Genomic DNA, 16,097 nt, shown 5'->3' on the forward strand with positions numbered 1-16,097 from the left:
CCCGCCGGCCACTGGCAGTGGCTGCCGCTGGAGTGGAAAGCCCTGTGACCACACTCATCCGAGGCCTCGGCCTGCTGGCGTTGCTGCTGGGGACTCGCACCTTTGCCAGCGAAGCCGCCGCGCTCGACCCGCAGCAATCCCAGGTGTTCCGCGCCTGGTTCGTGCGCATCGCCCAGGAACAATTGACCCAAGGCCCGAGCCCGCGCTGGTATCAGCAGGACTGCGCCGGGCTGGTGCGGTTTGCCGCCAACGAAGCGCTGAAAGTCCATGACGATAAATGGCTGCGCAGCAATGGCTTGTCCAATCGCTACCTGCCGCCGGAACTGCAGCTGAGCGACGCCCAACGCGGCCTCGCCCAGCAATGGCAGCAGGGCGGCGGCAAGGTCGGGCCGTACGTCAACGCGATCAAGCTGATTCAGTTCAACAGTCATCTGGTCGGCCGCGATGTGGCCCAGGCCCGACCCGGCGACTTGATGTTTTTCGATCAGGGCGACGACCAGCACCTGATGATCTGGATGGGCCGCTTCATCGCCTATCACACCGGCACTACCACCCCCACTGACAACGGCATGCGCTCTGCAAGCCTGCAACAACTCATGACATGGAAGGACACCCGATGGATACCCGACGCAGCCAACCCCAACTTCATCGGCGTCTATCGACTGAACTTCCTCTCCCAATGATCGGTGCCCGCATGCTGCGCATTTGCTCTCGAATTCCATTGCTGCTGGCCCTTTTGGCGCCTTTAGCCACGGTCAACGCCGAAGACACCGTCGAGCCAAGCGGCTACACGCCGGTGGCCGGTGAAAGCTTTTTCCTGCTGGCCGACAGCAGTTTCGCCAGCGACGAACAGGCGATGGTTCGCCTCGAAGCGCCGGGCCGCGATTACCGCCGGTTCCGCATGGAACCTTACGGCGGCGCGGATATTCGCGTGTATCGCATCGACAAACCGCTGGATTTCCTCAAGCGCCAGAAGAACCTGCACCGCGTGGTCAGCGACGGCCAGTTCAAGGGCGAAGGCCTGTCGAACACCCTCGCGTACCTGTGGGACAACTGGTACCGCAAATCCCGTCGGGTGATGCAGCGGGCGTTTTCCTACGAATCGCGTAAACAAGTCACCGAGGAAGTGCCGGAACTGAAGATGGGCACCGCCATCGCCGCGCCAACGCCTTACGACGCACAGCCGCAATTCGCGTTGATTCCGGGCCTGCCGGTGGTCAGCCAATTCCGTTATCCGCTGTGGCAAGCCAAACCGATCCAGCCGCCTGAGGGCGTGAACCTGGCCGGTTCTTCCAGCGAGTTCGTCAGTGTCTCGCCGGGCAACGTGTACATCCCGTTGGGTAACCTGAAGCCGGGTTTGTATTTGGTAGAAGCACTGGTCGGCAAATACCGCGCGACCACCATGGTTTTCGTCTCCAACACCGTGGCCGTGAGCAAGATTGCTGGCGATGAATTGCTGGTGTGGGCCGCGCGCAAACACGAAGGCAGTTCGGTGCCCAAGGTCAATGTGCTGTGGACCGACGGCCTGGGCGTGATGAGCAGTGGCGCGACTGACGCCGACGGTTTGCTGCGTCTGAAACATGTCAGCCCGGAGCGTTCGTTCGTGATTGGCGAGGACGAAGAGGGCGGGGTGTTCGTCTCCGAGAACTTCTATTACGACAGCGAAATCTACGACACCAAACTCTATGCATTCACTGACCGGCCGCTGTATCGGCCGGGGGATTGGGTGTCGCTGAAAATCGTCGGTCGCGAGTTCAAGAATGCGCGGGATTCCGTGGCGCCGACCGCTGCCGACGTCAATGTGACCGTGCTTGATGCTACCGGTACCGCGCTGCAATCGTTGGCGCTGAAACTTGATTCCAAGGCCGGTACTCAGGGCCGTTTCCAGTTGCCGGACAACGCCGTGGCAGGCGGTTATGAACTGCGTTTCAGCTACAAGGACCAGGCCTACAGCAGCGCCTTCCGTGTCGCTGAATACATCAAGCCGCACTTCGAGATTTCCTTGAACCTGGCCAAGCAGGATTACCGCACCGGCGAACCGGTGAAGGGCAGTCTGGTGCTGTTGTACCCGGACGGCAAACCGGTGGCCAACGCCAAGTTGAGCCTGAGCCTGCGCGCCCAACAATTGTCGATGGTCGATAACGAGCTGCAATACCTCGGGCAATTCCCGGTGGAGCTGACCAGCGCCGAACTGACCACTGACGCCAAGGGCAACGCCAGCCTCGACCTGCCTGCCGCCGAGAAACCGAGCCGCTACATGCTCACCGTGTTTGCCAGCGATGGTGCGGCGTATCGGGTCAAGACCACCAAGGAAATCCTCATCGATCGCGGTGCTGCGAGTTTCCGCCTGAGCGCGCCGCAGCGGTTCAGCGCGGTGGGCGGCAAGGTTGTCTTCAGCTATGCCAACGAAGGTGGCAGCGAGCAGAGCAAAGCGGTCAACCCGAGCAGCTACAGCTGGGTGCGACTCGAAGATCAAACCACTGGCGAAGGTAAACTCACCGCCAAAGATAAAGGTTTCATCCTGGCCTTCGACCGTCCGGGCACTTACAACCTGACGCTGAAAGATGATCACGGCCGCGTGCTTGGCGCGACCGGTCATTCGGTCACTGGCGATGGCGTTAAAGCCGTGCCCGGCACCGTGGAAATCGTCCTCGATAAACCCGAGTACAAGGCCGGCGATGAAGCCCTCGCGTTGATCACTTTCCCCGAGCCGATTATCGATGCGCTGTTGTCGCTGGAACGCGACAAGGTCGAGGCCACGGCGCTGCTGTCCAAGGGCAGCGACTGGCTGAAGATGGAAAAAATCAGCGACACCCAATACCGCGCACGCATCCTGGTGAAGGACACCTTCGCGCCGAACCTGACCTTCTCTGTGCTCTACACCAAGGGTGGCCAATACAGCTTCCAGAACGCCGGCATCAAAGTGGTTGCGCCGCAGATCGACGTGGCAATCACCACCGACAAAGAGGCGTATCAACCAGGGGATACCGTTACCGTCGATCTCGCTACCCAGTTCGCCGGTAAAGCCATTCCGGCGCACCTGACGGTCAGTGTCGTGGACGAGATGGTCTACGCCCTGCAACCGGAAGTCGCGCCGACCATCGACCAGTTCTTCTACCACCCACGCCGCAACAACGTGCGCACCAGCGCCAGTTTGTCGTTCATCAGCTACGACGTGGCATTGCCGGGCAGCCCAGGCGCGCCGGGCAAAGCCAACCGCAGCGAGCGCGGGGTGAAAGTGCTGGAACGGCCACGTCGCGAAGACGTCGACACCGCCGCGTGGCAGCCTGAATTGATCACCGATGCGAATGGCAAAACCCGCTTTACCTTCAAAATGCCGGACTCGCTGACCCGCTGGCGCATCACCGCCCGGGCCATCGCCGATGACGGCCAGGTCGGGCAGAAGAAGCAGTTCGTGCGCTCGGAAAAACCGCTGTACCTGAAGTGGAGCGGCCCGACCAAGTTCCGCAACAGCGACAAACCGGACCTCGGTGTGTTCGCTTTCAGCCAGGCCGAGAAACCGGTCAAGGCTGAGCTGGTGATTCATTACGCGGGCGCCGAGCAACGGGTGCCGGTCACGTTGAACAACGGTATCAACTACATCGCCTTGCCCGCGTTCACAGTGGCCAATGGCGAGTGGACCGCCGAGCTGGTGCAGGACGGCAAAACCGCTGATGCCCTGGCCGTGCGCCTGACCGCGACCGGCGAAGGCTGGCAGGTAACGCAAAGCCAAAGCCTGGACGTGGCCAGCGGTGATACGCCGTTGACCTTGCCGGCAGACGCCACGGATATTCGCCTGCGTCTGGATGACAGCCCGCAAGCGCTGTTCCGTTCGGCCCTCGATGATCTGCTGAGCTATCCGTATGGCGGCGTTGAACAGACCGCCAGCCGTTTGCTGCCATTGAGCATCGCTTATCCGACCTTATCGTCGAACCCGCAGATCCGCGATCGCTTGCGTTTGATCATGCAGAACAGCCGCCTGCGGCTGGTACAAATGGCCGGCCCGTCGGCGAGCTTCACCTGGTGGGGTTTTGACGGTGAGCCGGATGCGTTCCTCACCGCCTATGCCTATTACGCCGACTGGCACGCCAGCAAAGCGCTGGAACTGAGCCTGCCGCCGGAGCATTGGCAGCGGGTGCTGGAGGTGTACGCCAAGCAGTCGCAGAACACGCCACTGTTGCAGCGGGCGCTGATTCTGTCGTTTGCCAAACAGATGCAATTGCCGGTGAACACGCTGCTCAGCGGTTTGATCGACGATTTGGTGAAAGCCGGCGAAGGTCATGGGGCGAGCGTGATGGACGATGGCGAAGAGAGCCTCGTCATGAACGATCCGGACTCGGCATTGGGGCTGGCCAGCGCTCGGCTGTTGACCGCCTCTCTGGCGCGTCAGGCCAAGGTCAATCTGCCGGAGGCGTTCAGTCGTCAACTGGACGCTGCGCAACAACAAGTGGCCGCCAGTTCCCAGCCGTTTGTCGAAGCGTTGAACCTGTCGCTGCAAGCCTTTGATCAGGCGCATGCGCAAGCCCTGTTGCAACGCTTGTTGCCGCAGCAATCGACCCTGGAACGCGCCTTGGCGCTGACCTGGCTGCAACGCAGCATCGAACAGGCCTCACCTACCATCGCGCTGGCACCGGGCGAAGGCTGGAAGAAAAAGTACGGTGATACCGGTGAGATGTATTGGACGTGGCAGGGGGCTGCAACCGTACCTGCAACGTTGTCGCTGAGCGGGACGCAAGAGCGCCCGCTTCGCGCTGCGTTGAGCTTCCAGAGCAAGCAACCGCCGGTAGACCCGATGGCCGTGACCATCACCCGTCGTCTGTCGCGTCTGGTGCCGGGTGATGAAGCGTTCGAGTTCAAACTCGAAGCGGTCGGCACCAAACCGTTGTCCAGCGACAGCCTGTACCTGGATGAAGTGATCATCACCAGCAAAGCCGCAAAACCGCTGCGCTACGGCATGCTCGAAGTGCCGCTGCCACCGGGCGCGGACGTCGAGCGCACCACGTGGGGCATCAAGCTGATGGGCAAGGCCGGCACTGAGCCGACTTCGCTGGAGAAAGCCCGCTTCGAACCGGGGCAAATGGCCTACGCGATCCCGGTGGATGCCTTGAGCGGTGAATTGCGCCTGCGTCATCTGGTGCGTTTCTCGCAAAAGGGTCAGTTCAACCTGCCGCCGGTGCGTTTCACCCAGGTCTATGCGCCACAGCATCAGGCTCAGGAACAGAAACCGGCGCTCGGCCAGGTCACGGTCCACTGACATGACCCGGCGTCTGGTCTGGTGGTTGTTGTGTTTGATGCCTGCGCTGGCGACAGCGCAGGACGAACCGTTGCGACTGGGCTTCAAGGATGAATGGCTTTCGTTGAGTCAGACTCAGGTGATCTCGCGTCAGCCATTGCCTGCTGATCTGCAGACGCCGCTGGGCAGCTTGTGGAAGCTGTTTGTCTACGGCTGGCTGGTGGACACCGGCGCGCGTGAACCGGCTTATGAATGTCGCGGGCAATCGAAGGAAGAAGTGTATTGCTGCACGGCGGGCGGCAGGATTGAGCGCGATCAGGCGTTGGTGAAGTCTTGCGGGTTGTATTTCGAGCCTTCGCGCCTGGGCATTGCCGGCGCTGAATGGCGCGAGTATTGGCAGGCGAGACAAGCGCCGAGCTGGTTGCTGGATTTGCCGTCGTTGCAACCGCAGACCCGGGTTTCGGTGGCTGAGTTGCTGAAGGTCTTGGCCGTGATGCCCGCGCAGGATCAGGCGCGGCGGGTGTTGCTTGATGTGGTGCTGAATGCGGCTGACGGCAATGTCGTCGGTGAGCTTGGCGGCCGGTTGCGGGTAAAAACCTGGAGCTGGCTGGGGGATCAGGACCCTTCGTCACGCCAGGGCGGGTTCGCTGGCTGGACGGCAGACGGCACACCGATCTGGGCCGGTGGGCGCGGCACCAGTCAAATGGTCTTGCGCAATTACGGTCAGGCACTGGCGACGGTGTTGCCTTCGTCATGGCCCGCCGAAGCGGGGAAGTGCGTCGAGGTCGGCCTGTTCGCACGTTATCCGCTGAAACGCGTGCTGTCGGGGGATCGCGTATTAGCGCCCGGGCTCTTGCAAGGCGACTATCGCGTCGAGTTCGCCAACGGCAATCAACTCGATATCCATAGCGACGGCGAGTTGTTCTTGCTCAAGGACAAACTCGTCGCCCGTCTGGACCGCGAAGAATACGTCGCCCGCGTCCTGCAGCGCGAAGCCAGACCGGAACCCGCCGAAGCCGCCAAAGCCCTGAGTGTCGCGATCCGCACCTACCTGTTGCAAAACGCCACCCGCAACGGCGACTGCCTGAGCATCGACGACAGCAGCAGCCGACAGCGCGTCGCCCCACGCCCGGCCGCGACCGAATCACGCAACATCGCCGCGTGGACCAGCGACCTGGTCCTGGCCGGCAGCGACGTTACCTATCACTCCGACCAACCGGGGCCGGACAAGCTCTCCTGGCTGCAAGCCGTCGAACAGGCCAATGCCGGTCAACGCTATGACGCCATCCTGCTGCACGCTTACCCGCGCGCCAGCCTCAGTCGCTGGGACAATCCAGTGGCTTCCTGCGATGCATTGCCCGCTGCGCAAGACTGGCTGCAAAAACAACGCCGCGGCTGGCGACCACGGCTGGAAAGCGAGGTTGGCTACAACGAAGTCAACACCTTCGCCGTCTGCCGCCTGGCTTTCGGCCGTCCTTTTGTCGATCGCGAACGCCAGCGCATTTACGTGCGCGGCGTGCTGTCGCTGCAAGACCGCCTCGACCTGACTCACGAATACCTGCACCTGGCCTTCGAAGCACACCCCAACGGCCAGGATGAAACCTACATCGAAGGGCTCGCCCGCCACCTCTTGCTGGATTAGGCCATGAAACTCCGTTACCCACAGGTCCTCCTGTTCCTTTGTTCCTTTTGCGTATGGCCGACCACGTTCGCCGCCGATAGCGCGGTCAAACTCGACACGCCCGTCGGCGGCTGGCGCACAGGCGCACCCGAAGGCGAAGGCGAAAACTTTCGTCAGACGGTTAATTACCCGGCGTCCTCGGTCAACACACCGGTGGGGCAGGCCAATACCGCTCGCATTACCGGCCAGATCAAATCCACGCCCAAGGGCAATGAGCCCGGCAAGCTGATCGTCAACGGCGTCAGCATGCCGCTGAAAATCGACCCCGCCGGCCGCTACGATCGCCCGTTCTCATTCCCCAACGGCAGCAACAGCGTTGAAGTCCGCAGCCCCGATGGCCAACAACGCCATCGCACGCAGTTCCTCAATGCCAGCGGCGGCGCCACCCCGGCCAAGTTGCGAGTGCTGCTGGCCTGGGACAGCGACGGCACCGACCTCGACCTGCACCTCGTCACGCCTGACGGCGGCCACATCTGGTACGGCAACCGCGTCGCGGCCAACGGCGGCGCACTCGACGTCGACGTCACCACCGGCTACGGCCCGGAAATCTTCGCCATGCCGGCGCCGATCAAGGGGCAATACCTGGTGTACGTGAACTACTACGGTGGTGGGTATCGCAGTGATGAAGAGGGGCAGGAGGATGCGGTCCAGCCGCTGACCACGGCGCAGATCACGGTTATTACGGAGGAGGGGACGCCGAACGAGAAGATGGAAACGTTCCTGGTGCCGATGCGTGCGGTGGGGGAGTTGACGTTGGTTAAGGGGTTTAGTTATCCGTGATCGCGCATCATCAGCCAATTGTGCTGTGTACCGATTTCGGACATCGTACGGTGAAGAATCCGGCAAGGAGCAAAACTGATGGCTGTCTGGTTAGTACGAGCGGGTTCCGTTGGGGAATATGAGGATAAGTTCATCAGCGAGCGCCGCGTCTATGTGACGTGGGATCTGCTGGATGTGGATCTGGGGGGCTTCACGCAACGTGAGCAAGTTCTGGCTGCATTGGCAGAACGATATCCGGAGGCCAAACCCAAAACGTTGGTGAATTGGAGTAGTCAGGTCTGGCCGTTTGCTCAACGTATGCAAGCAGGCGATCTTGTTGTCATGCCACTCAAAACCCAGCCGGTTGTGTATATCGGTGAGCTTGTTGGCAGCTATCAATTCGAGAGCGAAGGCCCTGAGCCGTTCTTCCATTGGCGTGGGGTTCGTTGGATAGGTGAGGCAATTCCTCGTTCTAACTTTTCGCAAGATCTGCTCTACAGCTTCGGCGCGTTTATGACCATTTGCCGAATTCAGCGTAACAATGCCGAAGCACGCATTCGCTCCATGGCAAGCAATCGTTGGCAGCCAGAAACATTGCAGCAATTGGTCATGGATGTTGCGACAGCGTCGGACGAAGTTGCTGTCGAGGAGGCGGAAACCGACCTGGAGCGAACCGGTAAGGATCATATCGTTCGGCTGATCGAGCGACGCTTTAAAGGTCATCGCCTTACTTCCTTGGTCTCAGCGATTTTACGGGCACAGGGTTTCAGTGTTTGGCAGAGTCCGGAGGGCGCTGACGGCGGGGTCGATATACTGGCCAGCAATGGCGTGATGGGCTTTGGGGAACAAGCCATATGTGTCGAGGTGAAATCGGGTACTGGTTTAGTCGACAGGCCGACCGTCGATAAACTGCTAGGGGCGATGCGCAAGTTCAACGCCAATCAGGGGCTGTTTGTGGCGTGGGGCGGTTATCGCGGCAACGTGCAAAAGGAATTGGCTTCGAGCTTCTTCTGCCTGCGCCTCTGGAATCAAAACGATCTGCTGGATCAGCTGTTTTTGTATTACGACCGACTCGATGAAAGCATCAAGTCTGAGCTTCCGCTCAAGCGTATATGGACGGCGGCGCTGACTGACGAGATTTGACCTCTTATCGGATCGACCAGAAGGTAATTCTCCCAGAGTGACCTCATATGCAGGATAATCAGCGTTTTTTCCTGCGCGCCACGCTTATCCGTGGGAACGCCCATTATGTCGTCCCTGCAATGCGGGGGCTGTTGGAGCTGTAAATGACGAGTCTGGCCGAGCAAGCCTTGAGCAAAGCGCGGGAGCGTTTTGAGTCTGCTGTGGAAGAGTCTCCTGCACGTAAAGTCAAAAAACAGAAGGTGCAAACCACCACGATGCCGGATCTGGAGAAAACGCTCTGGGCCTCGGCCGATAAAATGCGCGCCAACATGGATGCAGGTGAGTACAAGCACATCGTGCTAGGCCTGATTTTTCTCAAGTACATTTCTGACAGCTTTGCCGGGCGCCGAGTTGAGTTGGAAGGCAAATTCAGCGACGCCAGCGACGATTACTATCTGGGAACTGACGCGGCTGAGTTGTTGGCTGGTGAACTGGAAGATCGCGATTACTACCGTGAAGTCAACGTTTTCTGGGTGCCGGAAGTGGCACGCTGGGAGTCGATCCGTGCAGCGGCCAAACAGGTTGATATCGGCAAACGCATCGACGAAGCCTTGAGCGCCATTGAAGCGGAAAACCCAAAACTCAAGAACATGCTCGACAAGCGTTTTGCCCGTGTTGAATTGCCGGACGGCAAATTGGGTGAGTTGGTCGACCTGATTTCGACCATTGGCTTCGGCTCGGACGTTGGCAAGGCCCGGGATCTGCTAGGGCAGGTGTATGAGTATTTCCTTGGCCAGTTTGCCCGTGCCGAAGGTAAGAACGCCGGCCAGTTCTATACCCCCGCCAGCATCGTCAAAACCTTGGTCGCTGTGCTCAATCCGCATCACGGCATTGTTTACGATCCCTGCTGCGGTTCTGGCGGTATGTTCGTTCAGTCGGAAAAGTTTATTGAGGCCCATGGTGGTAAGCGGGGCGATGCGTCCATTTATGGTCAGGAGTCCAACCCCACGACCTGGCGCTTGGCAGCCATGAACATTGCGATTCATGGTTTTGAGGGCAACCTCGGCAAGGAGCCGGCAGACAGTTTCGTTCGAAACCAACACCCGGACTTGCGTGCTGATTTTGTATTGGCCAATCCGCCGTTCAATATCAGCGATTGGTGGCACGGCAGTCTGGAAGGTGATCCGCGCTGGGTGTATGGCACACCGCCGCAAGGCAATGCTAACTACGCTTGGTTGCAGCACATGCTTTATCACCTTAAGCCGAGTGGGCGTGCGGGTATTGTGTTGGCCAATGGTTCGATGAGTTCGAATCAGAGCGGTGAGGGTGATATTCGCCGTGCGATGGTTGAGGCGGATGTGGTGGAGGTGATGGTTGCGTTGCCGGGGCAGTTGTTTCTAAACACTCAAATTCCGGCTTGTTTGTGGTTCCTTACCAAACAGAAAGCTAAACGTCCTGGCGAGGTGCTGTTTATTGATGCGCGGAAACTCGGATCGAACGTCAGTCGGGTACAGATTGAATTTCTTGAAAGTGACATCGAGCTAATTGCTCAAACTGTTGCTAATTGGCGTGGTGAGCCGTGGGATATTGGGGGTGAAATTGGGGGATACGCTGACATCCCCGGTTTCTGCCGCAGCGTGATCCTCGCCCAAATCGCCGAGCACGATTATGTGTTGACTCCTGGACGCTATGTTGGCGCTGAAACCGTTGAGGATAACGACGAAGATTTTGCTGACAAGATGCAGAGCCTCACGGGCTTGTTAGGGGAGCAGATGGCCAAGGGGGCAGAGCTTGATCAATTGATCCGACAGAAGTTGGGGGGGCTGGGCTATGAGATTTGAATGGAAAACTACGACATTGGGTGCAGTTTGTGAGGCTCAAGGCGGTGCTATTCAGACAGGGCCCTTTGGAAGTCAACTTCATACGTCGGACTACAAGAGGGTTGGCATTCCTGTTGTGATGCCAACAAACCTTGGTGAAAGCGGAATAGATGAAGCTGGTATCGCACGAATTGACAGTTTTGATGTTGAGCGTTTATCCCAACATAAGTTGAGGGTCGGGGATATCGTGTTCAGTCGTCGCGGTGATGTGACCAAGAGTGCATTGGTACGTCCGCACGAGGTAGGTTGGCTCTGCGGAACCGGTTGCCTAAAAGTCAGGTTGGGGAATGAGGCCACTGCGGCCGCTAAATTTATTTCGTATTACCTTCGGCTTCCAGAAACCAAAGAGTGGCTGATTCGCCACGCCGTTGGCGCGACCATGCCGAACCTAAACACGGGAATTCTCTCGGCCGTTCCGATCAATTTGCCCCCTCTAAAAGTACAGCTTTATATTGCTGCAATTCTTGGTGCTTTTGATGATCGTATTGCTCTACTACGCAAGACCAACGTCACTTTGGAAGCTATTACTCAATCGCTATTCAAATCCTGGTTCTTCGATTTTGACCCCGTGCATGCCAAGTCCAAAGGACTTAAGCCTCAAGGTATGGATGATGCCAATGCTGTGCTGTTTTCCGATGGTTTCGAGGAGTCGGTGTATGGAGTCGTTCCTAAAGGGTGGATGTGGAGACATCTGAGTGATATTTCTACGATTGTTATGGGGCTATCCCCAAAAGGAGACAGTTATAACGATGTTGGGGTTGGTGTTCCTTTAATTAATGGTCCAGTTGAGTTTGGGGAGTATTTTCCCGTGCGTACAAAGTGGACTGACTCGGCCAGTAGACTTTCCAAAACGGGCGATTTGATTTTTTGTGTGCGCGGCTCGACAACTGGACGCAGAGTTATTTCCGATGGTGAGTACTGTATCGGGCGTGGTGTTTGTGCAATACGATCACTCCATGATGCGCCGACATTCATTTATCAAACTATAAATTTTGGACTGGAGAGACTGCTTGCCAAGACGACGGGGTCAGTTTTTCCGAGTTTAAGTGCCCCAGACATAAAAGGCCTTGTCGTGTTGAGTCCTCCTTTGGATGTCGTAGGTGCTTTTGAGAAAATAGCTAACCCATTGCTTCAAAAAGTTCAAAGTGATCAGCGACAGATACAAACCCTAATCCAACTCCGCGACACTTTGCTCCCCCGTCTAATCTCCGGCCAACTCCGCCTCCCCGAAGCCGAGGAACTGGTCGAGGAGGCATGTGCATGACCAGAACCTCGCCCCCCGCACTACCAGAGGGCTACGCCACCTGGCTGGCCCAACTGAAAAGTGACATCACTCATGCCCGGCAACGGGCCGCATTGGCGGTTAATGCCGAACTGGTTCAGCTCTATCACCGCATAGGGGGCGAGATTCAACAGCGGCAAGAGTCACAAGGCTGGGGCGCGAAAGTCATAGCCCGCCTGGCTCTTGATCTGAAAGACGCGTTTCCCGATATGCGCGGCTGGTCGTCCAGCAATCTGAAATACATGCGCTTTTTTGCGCAACACTGCCCGGATGTTCAATTTGGTCAGCAGCCTGCTGACCAATTGCCCTGGTTCCATGTCGTGACCCTGCTGACTAAGCTGGACAGTCCCTCCGAGCGCGAGTGGTATGCATCGCAAACCGTGCAACACGGCTGGTCTCGCAGCACGCTAGAGCTGAACATCAAAAGTCGCCTACAACAACGCCAAGGCGCTGCGGTCACCAATTTCGTCGCGCGTTTACCGGCAGCCGACTCAGCGCTGGCCCATGAAACGTTGAAGGATCCCTACCTGTTCGATTTCCTCGGTCTGGGTCATGACGCCCAGGAACGGGAAATCGAGGATGGGCTGATCCGCCACATCACCCGTTTTCTGCTGGAACTGGGTGCAGGTTTCGCGTTTGTTGGCCGACAGTTTCGTCTGGAGGTGGGTGGTGACGAGTTCTTCATCGACTTGCTGTTCTACCACATTCGGCTCAAGCGCTATGTGGTGGTGGAGCTCAAGGCTACGGCGTTCAAACCGGAACATGCCGGCCAATTGAATTTCTATTTGGCTGCCGTCGACGCGCAGATCAAAGCCGAGGATGACAATCCCACCATCGGGCTGTTGCTGTGCAAGCAACAGAACCGTTTGGTTGCCGAATACGCGTTGTCTGGTATCGATAAGCCGATTGGCGTGGCTGAATACCAACTATTGCGTGACCTGCCCGAAACACTGGGCGGCAAACTACCTAGCATCGCTGAAATCGAAGCGGAGCTGGCCGGCGACATGGACACAGGAAGTGAACTGCAATGACCGAAGACCAGTTGGAGCAAGAAGCTCTCGGATGGTTGGGCGAACTGGGCTACACCCATGTCTATGGACCCACGATTGCCCCCGACGGAGGAAGCCCCGAGCGCGACACCTACCGTGAGGTGGTGCTGGTGGGACGCCTGCGCAGCGCAATTGATCGGCTCAATCCTAAAGTGTCTTTAGCCGCGCGTGAAGATGCGCTCAAGCAAGTACTGGACTTGGGCGTTCCGGTGCAGATGTCGGCGAATCGGGCATTTCACCGTTTGTTGGTTGGCGGTGTGCCGGTGCAGTACCAGAAGGACGGCGAGACTCGGGGTGATTTCGTTCGCCTGATCGATTGGGCACAGGTGAAGGCCAACGATTGGATCGCGGTTAATCAATTTCCTGTCCGGGGGCCTAAAAATACTCGGCGGCCAGACATCATTTTGTTCGTCAATGGATTGCCATTGGTGTTGCTGGAACTGAAGAATCCGGCTGATGTGAATGCCGACCTGTGGAAGGCTTTCGAGCAAATTCAGACCTACAAGGAACAGATTCCAGATCTGTTTCAGTACAACGAAATACTGGTCATCACCGACGGCACTGAGGCTCGCATGGGGTCTCTGTCAGCGGATGCCGAACGCTTCATGAACTGGCGCACCATCGACGGCCAGGACCTGGACCCATTAGGCCAGTTCAATGAACTGGAGACGCTGATTCGCGGCGTTTTCGCCCCTGAGATGCTATTGGATTACCTGCGCTACTTCGTGTTATTCGAGGACGACGGTCGTCTGGTGAAGAAAATTGCCGGCTATCACCAGTTCCACGCGGTGCGTGCGGCCATCCAGCAAGTGGTAATTGCGTCCCGCCCTGGTGGAACCCACAAGGGGGGCGTGGTCTGGCATACCCAAGGATCGGGCAAAAGCATCACGATGACGTGTTTCGCTGCTCGGGTGATGCAAGAAGCTGCGATGGAAAATCCAACCATTGTGGTCATCACAGACCGCAATGATCTGGATGGTCAGTTATTCGGGGTGTTTTCACTTTCGCAGGATTTGTTACGTGAGCAGCCGGTGCAGGCCGAGACTCGTGGTGACTTACGTAGCAAGTTGGACAATCGCCCTAGTGGCGGCATCGTGTTCGCCACGATCCAGAAGTTCATGCCCGGAGTGGACGAAGACCGCTTCCCCGTGCTGTCTCTTCGCCGCAACATCGTAGTCATCGCTGATGAGGCCCATCGCACTCAATACGGCTTTAATGCCGAGCTGAAAGCGCCTGATGTCAATAAAGCCGCCGAAACCAGAACCCGTTACCAGGTCGGCTACGCCGAGCATCTGCGTAACGCATTGCCGAACGCTACCTTTGTGGCGTTTACCGGTACGCCGGTGTCCAGCGAGGATCGTGATACTCGCTCGGTGTTTGGTGAGTACATCCATGTCTACGACATGCAGCAGGCCAAAGACGATGGCGCGACCGTTGGCATTTACTTCGAGTCGCGCTTGGCCAAGCTATCCCTGAAGGCCAGTGAGCTACCGACCATTGACGATCAAGTCGACGAGTTGGCCGAAGACGAAGAAGAGGATCAACAGTCGCGCTTGAAGAGCCGTTGGGCGGCTCTGGAGAAAGTCGTGGGTGCCGAGCCTCGAATTCGAAGCGTAGCCAAGGATTTGGTGGCGCATTTCGAGGAACGGAGTCAGGCGCAAAACGGTAAGGCGATGATTGTGGCGATGAGCCGCGAAATCTGTGTGCATCTGTACAACGAGATTGTGGCGCTACGTCCGCAGTGGCATGACGAAGACCCGGAAAAGGGGGTAATCAAAGTCGTCATGACGGGGAGCGCCTCGGACAAGGCTCTGTTGCGCCCGCATATTTATCCGGCGCAGGTGAAAAAGCGTCTGGAGAAACGATTCAAGGACCCCGCGGATCCGCTCAAATTGGTGATCGTGCGTGACATGTGGCTGACCGGTTTCGACGCTCCTTGTGTGCATACCTTGTACGTGGATAAACCGATGAAAGGCCACAACCTGATGCAAGCCATTGCACGGGTCAATCGGGTGTTCAAGGACAAGCAGGGTGGTTTGGTGGTCGATTACATTGGCATCGCCAACGAGTTAAAAGCCGCGCTAAAGGAATACACCGCGAGTAAAGGAAAAGGGCGACCAACAGTTGATGCGCACGAGGCCTATGCGGTACTTGAGGAAAAGCTCGATTTGCTTCGTAGTTTCCTGCATGGCTTTGACTACAGCGACTTTTTGAAAGGTGGTCACAAGTTGTTGGCGGGGGGCGCCAACCATGTGCTGGGGCTCAAGGACGGGAAAAAACGCTTTGCTGATGCTGCCTTGGCCATGAGCAAGGCGTTCACCTTGTGTTGCACCCTGGACGAAGCCAAAGCGGTGCGCGAGGAGGTAGCTTTTTTTCAGGCGATCAAAGTTATTTTGATTAAGCGCGATGTGAGCCAGCAGAAAAAGACCGACGAAGAGCGTGAGTTAGCGATCCGCCAGATCATTGGCAACGCGGTGGTCTCGGGTGAAGTGGTTGATGTGTTCCAAGCGGTTGGCCTGGACAAACCCAACATTGGCCTGTTGGACGATGACTTTCTCGCCGAGGTCCGTAACCTCCCCGAAAAAAACCTCGCCGTGGAGCTGCTTGAGCGGTTGCTTGAGGGCGAAATCAAGAGCCGTTTCAGCACGAATCTCGCTCAGGACAAGAAGTTTTCTGAGTTGCTGGATAACGTAATCAAGCGTTATCAGAACCGATCCATCGAAACGGCTCAGGTCATTGAAGAGCTGATCGAGATGGCTAAAAAGTTCGCGACGGCCAGCAAGCGCGGTGATCAGCTTGGGCTGAATGATGACGAATTGGCGTTCTATGATGCCTTGGCGAATAACGAGTCTTCGGTTCGTGAGTTGGGCGACGAAATCCTGGCCAAAATTGCTCACGAATTAACCGAGAGCCTTCGGCAGAACGTTACGGTGGATTGGAGCAATCGTGAGAGCGTTCGGGCGAAGCTTCGTTTGCTGGTCAAACGGATCCTGCGCAAATACAAGTATCCACCTGACCAGCAGGATGAAGCTACCAAGCTGATTCTTGAACAGGCAGAGGCTCTGTGTGAAGCGTGGGCGTAGGAGCGAAT

General features: G+C 57.6%; 9 protein-coding genes. All 9 read left to right on the forward strand.

Annotated elements, in window-relative coordinates; translation table 11 throughout:
• Positions 1 to 44 precede the first annotated feature (44 nt).
• Positions 45 to 683: a DUF1175 family protein gene (locus PMI18_RS27065; RefSeq protein WP_033035696.1), complete on the forward strand. Its 639-nt coding sequence runs from the start codon at positions 45 to 47 to the stop codon at positions 681 to 683.
• Complete coding sequence (locus tag PMI18_RS27060; protein ID WP_007895151.1) at positions 680 to 5,254, forward strand: alpha-2-macroglobulin family protein; 4,575 nt, start codon at positions 680 to 682, stop codon at positions 5,252 to 5,254. Before PMI18_RS27065 ends, PMI18_RS27060 begins: the two co-directional genes overlap by 4 nt.
• Position 5,255: 1 nt before the next feature.
• Positions 5,256 to 6,875: a DUF2300 domain-containing protein gene (locus PMI18_RS27055; RefSeq protein ID WP_007895153.1), complete on the forward strand. Its 1,620-nt coding sequence runs from the start codon at positions 5,256 to 5,258 to the stop codon at positions 6,873 to 6,875.
• Positions 6,876 to 6,878: 3 nt separating this feature from the next.
• Entirely contained in the window at positions 6,879 to 7,694 is an 816-nt protein-coding gene (locus PMI18_RS27050; RefSeq protein WP_007895155.1) for a YfaP family protein, read from the forward strand.
• Positions 7,695 to 7,772: 78 nt separating this feature from the next.
• The gene (locus PMI18_RS27045; protein WP_007895156.1) at positions 7,773 to 8,816 is read left to right on the forward strand and encodes a restriction endonuclease; all 1,044 of its coding nucleotides are present in this window, start codon (positions 7,773 to 7,775) and stop codon (positions 8,814 to 8,816) included.
• A 143-nt stretch (positions 8,817 to 8,959) separates the two neighbouring features.
• Positions 8,960 to 10,636, forward strand: coding sequence for a class I SAM-dependent DNA methyltransferase (locus tag PMI18_RS27040; protein ID WP_007895158.1), 1,677 nt, complete (start codon positions 8,960 to 8,962; stop codon positions 10,634 to 10,636).
• A complete protein-coding gene (locus tag PMI18_RS27035) occupies positions 10,626 to 11,939 on the forward strand; it encodes a restriction endonuclease subunit S (protein WP_007895159.1) in 1,314 nt (437 codons plus the stop codon). The genes PMI18_RS27040 and PMI18_RS27035 overlap by 11 nt, the downstream gene beginning before the upstream one ends.
• A complete protein-coding gene (locus PMI18_RS27030) occupies positions 11,936 to 12,988 on the forward strand; it encodes a PDDEXK nuclease domain-containing protein (protein WP_007895160.1) in 1,053 nt (350 codons plus the stop codon). The genes PMI18_RS27035 and PMI18_RS27030 overlap by 4 nt, the downstream gene beginning before the upstream one ends.
• A complete protein-coding gene (locus PMI18_RS27025; RefSeq protein ID WP_007895161.1) occupies positions 12,985 to 16,089 on the forward strand; it encodes a type I restriction endonuclease subunit R in 3,105 nt (1,034 codons plus the stop codon). Before PMI18_RS27030 ends, PMI18_RS27025 begins: the two co-directional genes overlap by 4 nt.
• The last annotated feature ends 8 nt before the right edge of the window (positions 16,090 to 16,097 follow it).

It is taken from the genome of Pseudomonas sp. GM102, assembly GCF_000282555.1.
GTDB lineage: Bacteria > Pseudomonadota > Gammaproteobacteria > Pseudomonadales > Pseudomonadaceae > Aquipseudomonas.